The following is a 15,721-nucleotide window of genomic DNA, read 5'->3' as shown; positions in this document are numbered from 1 at the left end:
TATGTAACAAGTTTTTATACTCGCTGAGATCGCCCAGAGGCGGCCACCATCGCCATCAGCCGAGCGGGAATGTCATCGAGTGCAGCAGCTTCCACCGCGCCACCTACGGCAATGGCTTCACGGGGCATCCCAAAAACCACACAGGTTGCCTCGTTTTGCGCAATGGTAGGAGCGCCAGCCTGACGCATTTCCAAAAGCCCCACAGCCCCATCTTTGCCCATGCCGGTCAGAATCACCCCGATGGCGTTACGCCCAGCCTGTTCCGCGGCGGAATGAAACAGCACATCGACGGATGGCCGATGCCGGTTGACCGGTGGCCCGCTGTCCAGACGTGCCACATAGTTTGCTCCGCTGCGTACGAGCTTTAAGTGCTGGTCGCCAGGGGCAATGTAGGCGTGGCCCGGCAGCACACGTTCACCATCAGTCGCCTCTTTGACGGTTATTCGACACAACCGATCCAGGCGCTCGGCAAACGAGCGCGTAAACCCCCCCGGCATATGCTGGGTGATCAAAATGGCAGGGGAGTTGGCAGGCAACGGCTCTAATACCGCACGGATGGCTTCCGTGCCGCCCGTGGATGCTCCGATGATAATCAGTTTTTCGCTTGAGACTAACGGCGCTTTTAACTGTGCAGGCGGTGGAGCATTTTTATGGCGCGCCTGACGCGGCCGTGAACGTGCGGCCGCACGCAGCTTTTCGGCGATTTCATTGGCGTACTCCATCATGCCATGCCGAATACCCAGGCTTGGTTTGGCCACAAAGTCCAGCGCGCCAAGCTCAAGTGCACGCAGCGTAATTTCCGAACCGCTTTGCGTGAGCGATGACACCATCAAGACCGGCATGGGCCGCAGGCGCATCAGGCGTTCCAGAAAATCGAGCCCATCCATGCGCGGCATTTCAACGTCAAGTGTTAGCACATCAGGGTTGTGTTGCTTAATTAAATCCCTGGCAACCAGTGGATCAGGCGCCACGGCAACCACTTCCATGTCCGGCTGCGAGTTGATAATTTCGGTTAACAAATCACGAATCAGCGCCGAGTCATCGACACACAATACTTTGATCTTGGCAGCGCTCAATGCACGCCTCCTTTGCAGTTAATGCCGGGTATGCTGCCTTGTTTGCACGGATAACCACGCATTAGGCGTATAAAAAACACGAAAATGGTTCCATTAAGCCCGCGTGTATACCGTCTGGCCCCGCAGCTTGAACGCATCACTAATATACGAAAAGTTTTCAGAGTGACCGGCAAACAGCAGGCCATCCGGCTTCATAAGGGGCGCAAACCGCTTAAGAATCTTTGCCTGCGTCTCTTTATCGAAATAGATCATGATATTTCGACAAAAAATGGCATCAAACGGGCCTTTAATCGGCCACTGTGTCGACAGCAGATTAAGAGGCATAAACTCAACCAGCTCGGAAACTTCCGGGCGCACACGAGCGAGCCCCTGTTGCTGCCCTGTACCCTTCTGAAAAAAGCGTTTCACACGGGCTTCATCTAACTTGCGCACCTGCTCTTGTGGATAAATACCGGCGCGCGCGCGGCTTAGGGCATCGGTATCGATATCGGTGGCAACGATTTTCGCCTGCGCCGCTTTGGGCCCCAGGGTTTCCAAAAGCGTCATGGCCAGTGAATAGGGCTCTTCACCCGTTGAAGCGGCCGAACACCAAATAGTGACCGGGCTCTGCTTATGGCGAAGATGCTCTGCCAATAGGGGAAAATGGTGCGCCTCGCGAAAAAACGCGGTCAGATTAGTGGTCAGCGCATTGGTAAACGCCTCCCACTCTTTTGCATCAGGCTGACGCTCCAGGCGCAATAAGTAATCGCTAAAACGTGTCAAACCATGATGTCGAAGGCGCTTGGCTAACCGGCTATAAACCATCTCGCGTTTATGCTCGGCCAACACGATGCCAGCACGCTGGTAAATAAGCTCTCGTATTCGTAAGAAATCCGCATCCGTGAGCATCAGATCTCGTTCAATCTGATGACTAGACGCCCACTGATTGGCGTCGACACCTAGTTCGCGTTGTTCGCTCAAAATTCTTCCCATTCCTCTACAGGTGTCGCTTGTCGCTGCACAGCAGGCGCGGCTACTTTGTTGCGCGCTGTGGGGCTGGCAAGCGTTGTTGCTTGTTTAGCAGGTAACGTGTTCGCCAAGGCAACAGGGCGTTCTGGGCTCTTCTGGTTAAGCCGAACGGCTTCAACCGATAGCGCGAGCAGGCTTGCTTGCTGCTCTAACGCAACGGCGGCGCGTGCGGTTTCCTGAACACGTACGGCATTTTGCTGCGTTGCCTGATCCATCTCAGCCACCGCCTGATTTACCTCGGCAATACCACTGCTTTGCTCTTCAGAGGCTGCCGAAATTTCGTGCATGATATTGGTAATACTGCGTGCCGCCTCAGCGACCTCACTGATCGCGGCTTCTGCTTTTTCAACCAGCCCAGCGCCCGCATTGACTTCCTTGTTAGAACCGTCAATCAACCCTCGAATTTCCTGGGCAGCGCCGGCGCTTCGTCCGGCTAAATTACGCACTTCTTCGGCCACCACGGCAAAGCCACGCCCATGTTCGCCGGCGCGCGCCGCCTCCACCGAGGCATTCAGCGCCAGGATGTTGGTTTGGAAAGCTATCGAGTCGATGGTATTGATGATATCGGCCATCTTTTGAGAGCTTTGGGTAATGCGTTGCATATTGTCTACCAACTGCGCCATTAGCTCGCCCGTTTGAGAAACCCGAGTAGAGTTATTATCGGCGAGTCGGCGGGCTTCTTGAGCGTTGTCGCTATTCTGACGTACGGTAGCCGTCATCTCTTCCATACTGGAGGCCGTTTGCTGTAGCGAAGCAGCCTGTTGCTCGGTACGTGAAGAGAGCGCTTCATTACCTGTCGCAATATCTTGTGCGGCAGGCGTTACGATATCTATCCCGCCTTTTACGTCGCCAATAATGCTGCTTAAGCTTTTACGCATGGCATTAAGCCCATCAAGTAGCTGGCCCACTTCATCGTGCTGACGCTTGGGCGCGGAAGCCGCCAGGTTACCGCCCGCGATTTGCAGCGTAAAACGTGATGCGCCCTTTAGGGGACGTATAATTGCGCGGAAGGTTAACCAACCAATCGCTATCAGCAGCGCCAACCCAACCCCCAGCACCACCGCTTGCGTTGCGATAATGGTGTTTTGCGCGTGCTGGGCATCAACCGCCATTTGTTCAGCCGCTTGCTGTTTTTGCTCAATGAGCTGATTCACGCTTTCAGAAAGTGCCCGCCCCTCATCAGACATGACGCTGATGACGGCGTCCAGCCCAGTAAACGCTTGGTAGGTCTCTTCGGCTTGCAGCACACGGGCCGCCTGACCCATTCCCTCCTCAAGAAAGGCCTGAAGTTGATCGTTAAACGCACTGGCAAGCGGCGTGTTATTGACCGCACGGGTGTAATAGCCCTGCCATACGGTGGCTACTTCTTCAGCACGCTGCTCAATGGTTTCACCTATTTCAAAACGCTGATTGATCAACTCCATACGCTCTGGTTCAATCATTCCCTGGCGCGTATTGGCGATCATTTGGTCAATTTGTTGCAGCCTGACGACGTCGCGCAAACCATCGCTATTAAGCCTCTCAAGCCGCTCACTTGACGCGTTAAGACCGTAAAGACCCAAGCCCCCGCTAATCAACAGCAACGCCGCAGCGACCACAATCATGCCAACCAGTTTGGCGCGGATGGTATTCAACTGAATCCTTTTCAGCCACTGGCCGACACCACGCTGTCGCAGACGCCCTTTGTCCAGGTAGAGATGCTTGTTACGTCCTTCCCGTATCTCAGCATAAGCCTGTTCAGCACGCTTTATGGCCTCACGTGAGGCTTGAACGCGCACCGAGGCGTAACCAACAACCTGTTCGTCTTCAATAATTGGCGTTACGCTGGCGTCCACCCAGTAGTGATCACCATTTTTACAGCGATTTTTAACCAACCCACGCCAGGTATCTCCGCCCTGTACGGTTTGCCAAAAATTCTCAAACGCGGCAGGCGGCATATCCGGATGGCGAACCAGGTTATGCGGAGCACCTATCAACTCGTCATGCGTGTAGCCACTTATCTCAATAAATGCCGGGTTCGTGTACGTAATACGACCTTTTAAATCCGTACGAGAGACCAGAAAATCGTCTTCTTTTAGCTCGATTTCACACTGCGAAATGGGTTGGTTATTGCGCATTTAGGGGCCTTATTGTTCAGTTCTTAAACTATCGTTGTTTATAGCGTTTGCTATTAAAATGCTTCCCAGGCTTCTGTTTCCACCTTTCTTGAAGCAGTGCCGATAGAAAGAGGCTTGGAAGTGACGGACGCGACAGGCCCCGCCGTGGATGAGGCGGATACAGGCGTTGGGTTATGAGCAACCTGAAAACGCTCAACGGTATTTCTTAACCGCGCCGCTTCATCTTCAAGCTCATTGGCGTTATGAGCGGCATGCTGAACAAGCTGGGCATTTTGCTGAACCACTTGGTCCATTTGTGCAACCGCTTGATTAACCTGAGCAATACCGTTGCTCTGCTCTTCGGAGGCTGCAGCAATTTCATCCATGATATCGCTGACCCGCTGCACTGCATCAACCAGCGCTTGCATGGTCTCACCTGCCTGATTGACCCGCTGCGTGCCGGTCTCTACTTTACCCAGCGAGGTATCAATGAGCGTACGAATCTCCTTCGCCGCGTTAGCACTGCGACTGGCCAGGCTACGCACTTCCTGAGCGACCACAGCAAACCCCTTGCCATGCTCACCCGCGCGGGCAGCCTCTACCGATGCGTTAAGCGCCAGGATATTGGTTTGAAACGCAATATTATCAATCAACGTGATGATATCGGCCACTTGATGAGAGCTGGCATTGATATCCTGCATGGTTTCAACAATGCCGCTCACTTCTTCACCGCTTCGCCTCGCTGTTAACGTAGCGTTTTGCGCAAGCTGGCTAGCCTGACGTGCGTTATCGGCATTGTGGCCCACCGTTGAGGCAAGCTGTTCCATACTGGAAGCGGTCTCTTCAAGCGAAGAGGCCTGCTGTTCAGTACGCGAGGAGAGGTCGTTATTACCGCTGGCAATCTGTTGAGAGCGCGCATAAATGGACGACCCACTGCCACGCACAACGCTCACTGTTTCTGATAAAGAAGCCTGCATATGCGCCATCGCAACGTATAACCGGCCTATTTCATTATTGCCCGGTACCGAGATCTGCTGGCTTAAATCGCCCTGAGCCATGCGTTCGAAATAGCCAACCAAACGATCCAGTGGCTTAAGTACATTGACCGTCACGCCCCAAATCACCACCACGACGGTCGTCACTGTGATCACCACAATGGCAATGAGCGCCCAGCGAATGCGGCCGGTAAAGTCCGAGAACTCTGCCTGTTGAACGTTGCCGTCACTGGCGGCCTGTATGATGGCTGCGCCATGCTGAAGGGCATAAAAACCGATGCCACAGGCCACAATCACCAGTAACGAAAAGGAAGCAAGCACCAGCCCCCAACTGAGCCGCACGGTCATGTTTCCCAACATCTGCCGCATTAGCTGTGTCACAATGTTTTCTCCAAACACAACGTCACTCGCAGGCGCATTCCTTGGCGCTAGAGGGGCCGTTCAACTTGGAAAGACACGTTCCGTGTGGCCTTTTTAGTACAAAGTAGCGGCAGTCGCCTTAACGATTGCTGGTGCTATCCACCAATGCCATCTCTTCACTGGTAAGCAGCTTATCGATATCGACAAGTACCAGCATGCGGTCATCCAGGCTGCCAAGACCGCTCAGGAAATCAGACGACAGGGTGACGCCAAATTCAGGCGCCGGTTTAATTTGCTCAGGGTTTAATGTCATGACGTCAGAAACGCCATCGACCACGATACCCACGACGCGATCGGCGACGTTAACCACAATCACCACGGTCTGGCCGCCGTACTCCACGTTGTCAAGATGGAATTTGATACGCAGATCGACAATCGGCACAATCACGCCGCGCAGATTGGTAACCCCTTTAATAAAGTCAGGCGCATTGGCAATACGCGTTACATTTTCGTAACCGCGAATCTCCTGTACCTTCAAAATATCAATGGCGTACTCTTCTTCGCCTAATGAAAATACTAAAAACTCACGGTTTTCAGCTTCATCCGCGGCGAGAACCGCCTCATTATTTGCTTGACTCATGACGGCTCAGCCTCCTTATATAAAGAGATAGGTTGATTATTAATCACTTTGCTCGCTTCTTTCTTGACCCTGCTCAAGCGATGCAGTCCTGTGATATCCAAAATTAGCGCTACGCTGCCATCCCCCAGGATGGTTGCCGCCGAAATCCCCGGCACCTTGCGGTAATTGTCTTCAAGGTTTTTCACCACTACCTGCTGCTGCCCAACCAGCTCATCAACCAGCATGGCGTAACGACGCCCTTCGCCCTGCACAATGACCGCGATACTTTGGGTAGGGTCCGTAATGGCGTTTTCTACATCCAGAACTTCATGAACCGCAATAACAGGCAGGTATTCGTCGCGCACCTTTAAGACAACGTCGTCTCCGGCCATCGCGTACATCTCGTCTTTGGTTGGCTGTAACGACTCAAGCACGGTAGAAAGCGGCAGAATAAACGTCTCCCCACCGACCTTAATCGACATGCCATCCAGTATCGCAAGCGTTAACGGCAGCACGATCCGCGTGTTGGTGCCTTCGCCTTTTTTGGACTGGATCTCAACACGACCGCCCATTCCCTGAATATTACGTTTAACCACATCCATGCCCACACCACGTCCGGAGACGTCGGTCACGGCCTCAGCGGTTGAAAAACCTGGCGCAAAAATAAGCTGGTAAACGTCTTCGTCACTCATGGTGTCAGAGACGCTAAGGCCATTTTCACGTGCCTTGGTTAGCAGTCGCTCACGATCCATTCCGGCGCCATCATCGCGCACCTCAATCAGGATATTACCGCCTTGATGGCGAGCAGAAAGTACAAGCTTGCCCATACGGGGCTTGCCAAGCGCTTCGCGCTTATCCGGCATTTCAATGCCGTGATCAAGGCTATTACGCACCAAGTGAGTTAAGGGGTCGGTAATCCGCTCAACCAGGCTCTTATCAAGCTCCGTGGACTTACCCTCGGTCACCAGCTCTATCTCTTTACCCAGCTTGCCCGCGGTATCGCGTACAACGCGCGGAAAACGGCTAAACACGAATTCCATGGGAATCATGCGGATAGACATGACCGCTTCTTGCAAGTCTCGGGCATTACGCTGCAAAAGGCTCATGCCATTTTGAAGCGAGCTGTTGCCCACCGACTGATCGTCCAAATCGCTAACCGTTTGATCAAGCATCGATTGGGTAATGATTAGCTCGCCCACCAGATTGATAATCTGGTCGACTTTATCCACCGAAACGCGAATGGAAGAGGACTCGGCGGCCGCCTTTTTCGACTTAGTACTGCTATCGGGTGCCTTTTTGGCCTCTGCAGGTGGGCGCGCAGCTTCTGGCTCAGGTGTTGCAGGCTCCGGTGTTACTGGAGCAGGCGGCGGCGTGCTTTTAGCCTCCTCTTGTGCAGTTGCAGGGGCACCACTCGCTACACGAATCTCAATCTGCTCTGGTTCAATGATGAAACACATGACGGCTTCAATATCGTCAGCGCTGACATCGCCACTCAGTATGACTTCGTAACATTTCTCATCGCCAGACTGCGACTGAACATCGCCCAGCTGCTCAAGCTCTTCAACCAGCAACGTACGCTCTTTTTCAACCACATTAAGCAGGGCGACAATCAGCTGGTTTTGACCGGCTGAGGCTTTCGCTGGTTCTTCAGCCTGGACGACCGGTGCAGGTGCCGCTGCCTCCACCGGCGCATCCAATGTTTGACCAATTTCTTCCAGAGCTATCTGCTGTAATACTTGGCAAATTCTTTCGTACGCCTCTTGATTGGGCGCTTCCTCGTTGCGATAGGCATCGAGTTGCTCATGCATGATGTCTTTAGCCTCTAAAAAGGTATCCACGAGCTCGGCACGCAGTACAAGCTCCCCTTTACGTGCATGATCCAGCAGATTTTCGAGTATATGCGTTGTCTTTTGTAGCACGCTAAAGCCGAAGGTACCTGCTCCACCTTTGATCGAGTGCGCCGCGCGGAAAATAGCGTTTAGCTGCTCAATGTCGGGATTATCGACATTGAGCTCCAGCAAGTGCTGCTCCATATCAGCAAGCAACTCTTCAGCCTCTTCAAAAAAGGTGTCAAAAAAATCCGCTATATCCATGCACCACTCCACTCTAACGTCATATTTTTGTCACAAGCCAACGCTAATCCGACGCATTTGTCGGCAGGGGCTCTTGCGTTAAGTCTTCGACCAGGTCATCCGCAGAAGCAGGCAGCGTGGCATCAGAACTCATCGTTCCCGGGTTGCGAATCGCCTCTGCGATTTCGGGTAGCAAGACGACAAGTTCAATACGGCGATTAACCGGATCCCGAGGATCCGTATCGGGTAACACGACACGGTTAGCAAAGCCTGATACGCGCAGCAGTTGATCAGGATCAAGCCCCCCGGTTACCAGCTCGCGGCGTGAGGCATTGGCACGATCATTAGAGAGTTCCCAGTTGCTATAACCCCGATATCCTCCGGCATAGGGCACGTTATCGGTATGTCCACTAATACTAAGATCGTTAGGCAATTCGTTAAGCAACGGCGCAATAGTACGCAGTAAATTGCGCATATACGGGGCTACCTGATCACTGCCCAACTCAAACATTGGGCGTTGCTCGGTATCCAGCAATTGGATACGAAGCCCTTCACGGGTTAAATCAAAGCGCATTTGCCTGCGTAGCTGACGCAGCTCGGGGTCTGCCTCAATTGCGCGTTCGATGCGCTCCTGTAGATCGGTGAAGAAACGTCGCTCCTGCATGCTTGGCCGGGTCTGCTGCATGGTATCGATGCGCGCTCTTTCACCATCACTGTGTGTCGGGTCCGGGCCACCGCCAGGAATAACCCTGGTACTGCCTGATTGATCACCACCAGTGATCGCCGTCACCAGTGGCGTACTGAAATATTCTGCCACGCCGCGCCGCGTTTCTTCACTGGAGACACTTAAAATCCACATTACCAGGAACAGCGCCATCAGCGCGGTCATGAAATCCGCTAGAGCAATTTTCCAGGCGCCGCCGTGATGCGCATGCACCACCTTTTTACGCCGGATAATAATCGGGCGCTTTTCACCGCCCTTACTCATGCAGTACCGCCCTTCCTGGCATTTTTCACATACTCTTCAAGCTCGAAAAAAGTTGGACGCTCGGCGGTATACAGCGCTTTACGGCCAAACTCAACGGCCAGCTGAGGTGCGTAGCCGTGCAAACTTGCCAATAATGTTATCCGAATGCATTGCATCATCTTTTCTGCTTCCTGGGCTTGCCGACCGGCGAAGCTGGCAATGGGGTTAATAAAGCCGTAACCCAACAAAATACCCAGGAAGGTTCCCACCAGCGCGTGGGCAATCATTTCACCCATCTGTTGCGCAGTGGCATCCGCATAGGTCAATGCCTTGATGACCCCCATTACTGCCGCCACGATGCCGAAGGCGGGCATGGCATCGCCCACTTTTGCAATCGCATCGACGGGGACATGAGCCTCTTGTTCAAATACTTCGATTTCGTGCAGCATCAGCTCATCAATTTCCATCGGTTCCATACCACCACTCACCATCAAGCGCAGATAATCCGTCAAGAACGTCATCACATGAGGGTCAGCCAATACGGTGGGGTGCTCTTGAAAAAGAGGACTTTCTTGAGGGTTGTCAATATCGCGCTCTATTCCCAACATCCCTTCACGACGAATTTTTGACAATAGCTTGTACTGCATTGCCATGACTTCCATGTAGAACGCTTTGTTATATTTTTTTGCTCCCTTGAGCCTGGGCAACAGTTTGAATGTGGCTTTAATGGCTTTTATGTTGTTAGCCGCAATAAAAGCACCCACGCCAGCTCCGCCAATAATGACTAGCTCAAGTGGCTGGTATAAAGGGCCAAGGCTGCCACCAGCCAGCACATAGCCACCAAATACGCATAACAAAACGACTACATAGCCTAGAAGTATCAGCACAAGCAGAGTCCTTGCGGTGTGTCAGTATTAAGTAAGGGAACTAAAATTCATCCATCTGTTCCGATGGTTAGGTATTGTTCCAGCTCAAACGCAAAATTGGTCTCATCATACTAGGGCTAACGTGCAGTTTAATTAAAAAGTACCGCCGCATTTCACCGCTATCTATGCATTAAGGGTCTGCTCGACAAACGCTCTACGAGGCATCTGTAGGATTATTCTTTTCCTTCTGAGCAAGCTGCGATTTACGCGTTTTCCCCGCTCTGGAAGGCGGTTGACAAATACCACATATATAGTCATGTGCCGGGCTATGGGCATGTGCAACGAAACGACCTCTACACCGTGTGCACGTATTTAGCTGCAGCAAATCGCTTTCAAAAAAGCGCACTAACGTCCAGGCACGCGTCAGGCCCAGCACAGGCTCGGCACCTTCCAATATCATTTGTTCATCATAAAGCCGGTAGGCTTTTACGAATGCATCGATCCTTTCGCAACTGGTATCTCTAAGCAGACTTGCGTAGATATTATAAAAAAGCGAAGAATGGACGTTGGGTAACCATGTAATAAACCAGTCTGTCGAAAAAGGCAGCATGCCCTTGGGTGGCGACATCCCGCATACTTCTTTATAAAGTTTAATCAGGCGTGTACGGCTTAATTCAGTTTCCGTTTCCAGCACCTGTAGACGAGCACCCAGTTCAATCAGCTCTATTGCCAGCTGCACTTGGTGCATTTCATCGACCAAGCTCTTCTGACTCACTCCTCATCTCCTGCTGGCAATGATTCAAACGTATCGCAGGCCAATAGCAGTGACGCATGTAAGCCTGCGAGCCCTTGATCACGCGGGTTCTCCGTGACTTGCCGCAGCCGCTTTGCACTCGTCTGGCTAAACCGACACACCAACTGATTGGTGCGTGCCAATTTTGTTAGTTGGCGCGCGCTTAGTGAAGACAGCAGGTCAGCAACATCACTATCTATCTTCAAACGAAACAGTGCAGCCTCACGATCTTCACTGATCAAACGCTGCGCGAGAAGCAAATAGGCTAAGTTTATTTCTTGAATTTCGTCGAGAAAATTAGTGTGGCTCATAGTGTTCCATCGAACGGCGCAGGCGCTATCTTGTAACCATTATACGGGCGCCTTGATGACTTTTTTTTCCTTACTCAACATCATGGTTGCACACTCTATCTGGATTGGCTACTTGGCTTAGTCGCGGCGTTTTAAGCTCTCTTCGGATAACTCAAACACCCATACCAGTAACTCTGCGACCACCTGGTAAAGCCGAGGTGGTATTTCAGTGTCTAAATCTAGTTGCATCAACAGCGCAACGATTTCAGGCGCATCATGCACATAAATTCCCTGACGTTGAGCTTCGGCCATAATACGCTCAGCAAGCTCGCCATAGCCTTTTGCCACCACCCGCGGCGCACGCTCATTTTCCTGATAGGCAAGTGCCACGGCTTGACGCCGACGCTCATCCGGCACGGTCATGGCTGCTCTCCAGCGGCATGTACCGCGCACGCACTTGAACTTTTTCCAAATCCAAAGCGCCCAAACGCCGCTCTAGAGCGGGTATATCTTTTTCAAGATGATGGTGGGTGGCTTTATCGGCCGTTGTTAAGTCAATGCTTAGCACCGCCCGATAAAACCACAAAGAGACACTAAATGCTCCCACATTAGGCACTTCTAACTGCATTTCGGAACGCCAACCCTCATCAGGATCGCTATTTTCCTGTTGATTTTCCTGCGTTTTATCGTGGGTTGGCAGATGAATGACCAATGCCATAAAAATACCGGCCCACACGTCACCTTCCCAACGCACCGCAGGCATTACCAACATATCTAACTGCTGGCGCACCAGGCTTTGTAAACTCTCATGAACAATATCGCGGTGTCCGCGATGCTTCATATGCTCTATTTCACGCTCATAAGCGATTATTTCACGTGATGGAGTGTTACTGACGTCGGGCGCAGCAGGAAAATTACTTTGCGCTGGAGCTGCGCTGGGCATTACCGAACGCTCCACGATGGCTTTATCGTTTGGCACATATACCAAGGCGCTACCGGGCGTTATCAGCGCATTGGTACGCGATGCCAAGGACTCAGCATTGGCCAAAAACGGTACACTTGGCAATAAAGGCTGAGTGGCGAGTGGCACCATCAAGGGGCGTGGCCCAGGCTGCATTTGCGGCTCACGCATTAACTGCTGCCGAGACATATCGCCTTGAAACCAGCGCTTTAGATGGGATTCATAAAACAAGCCACTATCACGTACGCTGGCTTCCAGTCGACCTGCCACTTCACTGGCCGCTGGCGAGCCTTGTAGCGTTACTAAAGGCGACGGCGGCCGTATAACAGCGGGGGGAGCTGGAAAGCGCAACAAAACATCCGCGATGCTGCGGGCAGCCGGGCTAAAATGTGTTTGGGTTGACCCTGGCGCAGTTCCTTGCGGTTCGCCGGGGGTAAATTGCCGCTCTCCACCTAAGGAGCCAGGCATGCGCCTTAAATCATTTAACGCGGCAGGAGGGCGCCCATCAAGATCTGAGTCGCCCTGTATAGGACGCGGGCCTTCGCCAGAAGAAACAGGCTTAACGGGCTCACTTAAAGCACGCTGCAACGACACCTCACCCTGCCGCCCCAATACCTGATGCAATAGTGTATCGATGAGCGGCGTGATACCGCTCACGTCGCGGCCTCTTCATCATCAGAACGATGATTTTCAGTGACACCTTGCTGAGGTGCATAGGCGCGGTGTAAATCACGCTGGCGCTGAGATACGCCGATCAGTTTGCCTAGCTCATCACGCCTTGCCACTAGCCGACGACGAATTTCCACATCAAACTCCAAAATACGCTCAAGCAGCTCTGCTTTACGTAGCTTATCGGCCTCATCTAATATCACGGTACTGTCAAGCTCACGCAGCATTTCTACCCGTTTGACATAATATGTACGCTGCTCAATCAGCTCTACCCACTGTTCAGCGCTAGCCAGTTCGTGCATTTGAGTCACATGAACCAGTAACCCTTCATACGCCTCTATCAGTGCTTGAGGCGTGTCGTTGTGGGTATTTATGGAAGCTGCCATGGAGGCCTCATGCGCTCTGCTGTTGACCAATGTCCCGCCATGCGGAGGCGATGTTTTCGAGCAAGTTCTCTGCCTGGTTTAAGCTCTCTTCATCGTTGCGTAGATTAGCGGCGAGCAATAAACGTGCAATATAGTCGTAAAGAGAGGCTAGCCGTTCAGCGATATCGCCGCCTTTCTCTTGATCAAGCGCGGCAGCGAGCCCGTTATTAATAATATCCAGCGCTTTGGATATAGCTTTCCCCTTTTCACTAATATTACCGCTCTGCATATGGATGCGAGCAGCACGAATAGCCGTCTGCGCTCCTTCAAAAAGCAGTACAATAAGCTTATGCGGATCCGCTGACATCACGCCGCTTTCAACTCCTACACGTGCGTAAGCATTGGCACCTCTTCCGTAGGCAGCGCTGCCGCGAGAGTACGTCATTAGCTGGAACTCCTTGTTTGTGGCAGTCATTGGCATAACCGATATAAGGACTGCCACCTGTCTTTTATCATGCGATATGAGCACGCTATGCTCAGCTATAAGAGATATCGGCGCCATCAAGCCAGACTTTAATGGTTAAGCATACTTTTTCGCTGAACGATGGCTAATGTTGATCAAAAAATTACGTTACGTTGAGACCGCCACTTCTTGTGTCGGCTTTCCAAGTCGCTCGCGCACATCACCACGCACCAAACCACCCAGTGAATCACGCATGGGAGGAACTGCCTGCTGCGTCAACACTACCTCCAATGGCGTCCCCGCCTCATCCAAGCGCAGCACCCATGCTAGCTGTTCGCTTGAAAAACGCACCAGCGCTCCAACCGGCAACGCTTTAAAGTGTTCGATATAACGTTTTATCCAGCGCAAGTCGAATTGGTGCGGATGCCCCAAAAGGTGCCGATAAATCTGCTGTGTGGTTTTAGCCGGACGATCAGAACGATCCCTGCGCATCGCTTCAACCACATCAACAATCGCGCTGGCCTTGGCAAGTTCGTTAATATCTTCTCCGCTTAGGCCATCGGGATAACCACTGCCATCCAGGCGCTCATTAATTCCACCAATAACCGCTTGAACAACACTCGCCGATAGCCACTGACAATGCTGGAGGCGATCGATCAACAAGGAGACGTGCTCGCTCATGGCTTGCCGGTGAGTGGCCTCAAAACTTGGCGCTCTAAAGATAACCTGGGGCACCAACACCTTTCCCAAGTCGTGGATCAAGCCACTGGCAACAATTGCCTTACGTGCCTCGCGAGGCATATTTGCCCCTACCAAGTCGAGTAGATGAACCGCAACGGCAATTCCATGGCGCACTAGCAAAGGCTCACGCGACATGCAGCGCGAGGCAAATAACAACGCCTCACGGTCCTCTTCATGAAGCGCCAGCACGCGGTCAGCATTACGCGATAATCGCTGGGCATCAATCCCACTCCCCTGCTGCAAAAGCAGCAGTTGAGCATTAAGATAGGCAGCCACCTTTACCAGGCGACGCGCCATCGGCGTTGCATAATGTTTTATATCGCGCCGCCCAACCCCCTCACTGCCTATACGTCTCTTGGGCTGCTCAAAGAGCGGCGATGGCTGCCGATCCTCCTGCACTTCTTTTTGGTAACGAGCGGCTTCACGCTCTATCTCACATACGAAATACCAAACCTGACGTTCTTGCTCTGCCGTAAAATTCGAAAATTTAAAACCGACGCGCAGCAGATGCTTTTCTGAGTCAACCTTCTGGTGGCGCGCAATGGCATGACCTTCAAAATAAGTGCCATCCGGAAAGCTAAGAGCAAGCTTAAGAGGAGCGTCTGCTTCAGCTAATATACCGCTAGCCGTCATCGGCAGCTCCAGCTGACATCCCTCTTGGGATATATCGCGCAACTCGCCAACCGCAGTTTCACCCAACACACTAAATACGCTAGCCGCTACCGCCATCCCCATGCGCAGCTCAGCACGAAAAGATTCGCGACGCTGAAGCACATCAATCGTCTCGGGGTAGTCACTGCAACATAAAAAGCGCCCCCCGGAATGACGTGTCTCGGTCAACGCCAGTAGCGGCGTACGAACTACTTTTCCCTGAGTCTGGCCTTGCAGATAGAATGTCTCACCACTTTGTAACCGACCAAGCAAGTAGTCGACCGAAGATAAGTCCATTACCAGTGCTTTATCTACATGCTGTTCCATAAGCACAATAGGCTCAGCGCGGGCCTCAGGCGAAGCCATGCAAAGCGATACACCGCCATTTTCAATCATTGTATTTAGCAGAGATTCAATCACCACTGAGCTGGCAATTGTTTCATACTCATCTTGCTGCGCTAGCATGTTCGCCTCGTTTTTTACGACCGCGTTAATAGAAACCTATTGTGCAAGGAAACTCTTATTCAAAAAAACTACTGCACGCGGCGAAGCATAGCAGATGCTTTCTAGTAACCGCAGATATTGTAACGGCACCGTTACACATCAATTTCTCAGCATAGTTTGGCGCATATAAAGTTTACGGCGAACCGGCCGATGGTATGAGTGAAGTCCGATAAAAGATCGCTGGGCTGATAATGCATCAAACGAATAAAGTCTACCGGCAGGTAG

Annotated in this window: 15 protein-coding genes; all 15 read right to left on the bottom strand. The window is 52.2% G+C overall.

What is annotated here, in order from left to right; translation table 11 throughout:
- Nucleotides 1-14 precede the first annotated feature (14 nt).
- The 15 genes from INT33_RS06800 to INT33_RS06730 all read right to left on the bottom strand — a co-directional run bounded on the left by INT33_RS06800 (nt 15) and on the right by INT33_RS06730 (nt 15,457).
- Nucleotides 15-1,076, bottom strand: a complete 1,062-nt coding sequence (locus tag INT33_RS06800) for a protein-glutamate methylesterase/protein-glutamine glutaminase (protein ID WP_193091482.1) — start codon at nt 1,074-1,076, stop codon at nt 15-17.
- A gap of 93 nt (nt 1,077-1,169) precedes the next feature.
- Nucleotides 1,170-2,036: a CheR family methyltransferase gene (locus INT33_RS06795; RefSeq protein ID WP_192536449.1), complete on the bottom strand. Its 867-nt coding sequence runs from the start codon at nt 2,034-2,036 to the stop codon at nt 1,170-1,172.
- Nucleotides 2,033-4,201 carry a methyl-accepting chemotaxis protein gene (locus INT33_RS06790; RefSeq protein ID WP_193091481.1) on the bottom strand — a complete coding sequence of 723 codons (2,169 nt, stop codon included), beginning with the start codon at nt 4,199-4,201 and terminating at the stop codon, nt 2,033-2,035. Before INT33_RS06790 ends, INT33_RS06795 begins: the two co-directional genes overlap by 4 nt.
- Before the next feature lie 53 nt (nt 4,202-4,254).
- Nucleotides 4,255-5,544 (bottom strand): methyl-accepting chemotaxis protein, encoded by a 1,290-nt coding sequence (locus INT33_RS06785; protein ID WP_226940103.1) that lies wholly within the window; start codon nt 5,542-5,544, stop codon nt 4,255-4,257.
- Between the two features lie 130 nt (nt 5,545-5,674).
- Entirely contained in the window at nt 5,675-6,175 is a 501-nt protein-coding gene (gene cheW, locus INT33_RS06780) for a chemotaxis protein CheW (RefSeq protein WP_193053680.1), read from the bottom strand.
- A complete protein-coding gene (cheA, locus tag INT33_RS06775) occupies nt 6,172-8,247 on the bottom strand; it encodes a chemotaxis protein CheA (protein ID WP_193053681.1) in 2,076 nt (691 codons plus the stop codon). The genes cheW and cheA overlap by 4 nt, the downstream gene beginning before the upstream one ends.
- A 43-nt stretch (nt 8,248-8,290) precedes the next feature.
- Entirely contained in the window at nt 8,291-9,214 is a 924-nt protein-coding gene (motB, locus tag INT33_RS06770) for a flagellar motor protein MotB (RefSeq protein WP_087109056.1), read from the bottom strand.
- Nucleotides 9,211-10,080: a flagellar motor stator protein MotA gene (gene motA, locus INT33_RS06765; RefSeq protein ID WP_192536444.1), complete on the bottom strand. Its 870-nt coding sequence runs from the start codon at nt 10,078-10,080 to the stop codon at nt 9,211-9,213. The genes motB and motA overlap by 4 nt, the downstream gene beginning before the upstream one ends.
- Before the next feature lie 193 nt (nt 10,081-10,273).
- Nucleotides 10,274-10,834 (bottom strand): flagellar transcriptional regulator FlhC, encoded by a 561-nt coding sequence (flhC, locus tag INT33_RS06760; RefSeq protein WP_192536443.1) that lies wholly within the window; start codon nt 10,832-10,834, stop codon nt 10,274-10,276.
- A complete protein-coding gene (gene flhD, locus INT33_RS06755; protein WP_018917794.1) occupies nt 10,831-11,163 on the bottom strand; it encodes a flagellar transcriptional regulator FlhD in 333 nt (110 codons plus the stop codon). The genes flhC and flhD overlap by 4 nt, the downstream gene beginning before the upstream one ends.
- Before the next feature lie 117 nt (nt 11,164-11,280).
- On the bottom strand, nt 11,281-11,565 hold the full coding sequence (locus tag INT33_RS06750; RefSeq protein WP_018917795.1) for an EscU/YscU/HrcU family type III secretion system export apparatus switch protein: 285 nt from the start codon (nt 11,563-11,565) through the stop codon (nt 11,281-11,283).
- Nucleotides 11,549-12,760, bottom strand: coding sequence for a flagellar hook-length control protein FliK (locus INT33_RS06745; RefSeq protein WP_192536442.1), 1,212 nt, complete (start codon nt 12,758-12,760; stop codon nt 11,549-11,551). The genes INT33_RS06750 and INT33_RS06745 overlap by 17 nt, the downstream gene beginning before the upstream one ends.
- Nucleotides 12,757-13,158 (bottom strand): flagellar protein FliT, encoded by a 402-nt coding sequence (gene fliT, locus INT33_RS06740; protein ID WP_192536441.1) that lies wholly within the window; start codon nt 13,156-13,158, stop codon nt 12,757-12,759. Before fliT ends, INT33_RS06745 begins: the two co-directional genes overlap by 4 nt.
- Nucleotides 13,159-13,165: 7 nt before the next feature.
- The gene (fliS, locus tag INT33_RS06735; protein ID WP_192536440.1) at nt 13,166-13,582 is read right to left on the bottom strand and encodes a flagellar export chaperone FliS; all 417 of its coding nucleotides are present in this window, start codon (nt 13,580-13,582) and stop codon (nt 13,166-13,168) included.
- A gap of 186 nt (nt 13,583-13,768) precedes the next feature.
- Complete coding sequence (locus INT33_RS06730) at nt 13,769-15,457, bottom strand: HD domain-containing phosphohydrolase (RefSeq protein ID WP_192536439.1); 1,689 nt, start codon at nt 15,455-15,457, stop codon at nt 13,769-13,771.
- Between the last annotated feature and the right edge of the window lie 264 nt (nt 15,458-15,721).

This window comes from Halomonas colorata, assembly GCF_014897985.1.
GTDB lineage: Bacteria > Pseudomonadota > Gammaproteobacteria > Pseudomonadales > Halomonadaceae > Vreelandella > Vreelandella colorata.
This window is presented reverse-complemented; position numbering and strand designations above follow the sequence as displayed.

Bases quoted from the DNA above. Each gene is read 5' to 3' on its own strand.
- INT33_RS06790 (WP_193091481.1), bottom strand. From the start codon at position 4,201: ATGCGCAATAACCAACCCATTTCGCAGTGTGAAATCGAGCTAAAAGAA.
- INT33_RS06785 (WP_226940103.1), bottom strand. From the start codon at position 5,544: ATGCGGCAGATGTTGGGAAACATGACCGTGCGGCTCAGTTGGGGGCTG.
- cheW (WP_193053680.1), bottom strand. From the start codon at position 6,175: ATGAGTCAAGCAAATAATGAGGCGGTTCTCGCCGCGGATGAAGCTGAA.
- cheA (WP_193053681.1), bottom strand. From the start codon at position 8,247: ATGGATATAGCGGATTTTTTTGACACCTTTTTTGAAGAGGCTGAAGAG.
- motB (WP_087109056.1), bottom strand. From the start codon at position 9,214: ATGAGTAAGGGCGGTGAAAAGCGCCCGATTATTATCCGGCGTAAAAAG.
- flhD (WP_018917794.1), bottom strand. From the start codon at position 11,163: ATGAGCCACACTAATTTTCTCGACGAAATTCAAGAAATAAACTTAGCC.
- INT33_RS06750 (WP_018917795.1), bottom strand. From the start codon at position 11,565: ATGACCGTGCCGGATGAGCGTCGGCGTCAAGCCGTGGCACTTGCCTAT.
- fliT (WP_192536441.1), bottom strand. From the start codon at position 13,158: ATGGCAGCTTCCATAAATACCCACAACGACACGCCTCAAGCACTGATA.
- fliS (WP_192536440.1), bottom strand. From the start codon at position 13,582: ATGACGTACTCTCGCGGCAGCGCTGCCTACGGAAGAGGTGCCAATGCT.
- INT33_RS06730 (WP_192536439.1), bottom strand. From the start codon at position 15,457: ATGCTAGCGCAGCAAGATGAGTATGAAACAATTGCCAGCTCAGTGGTG.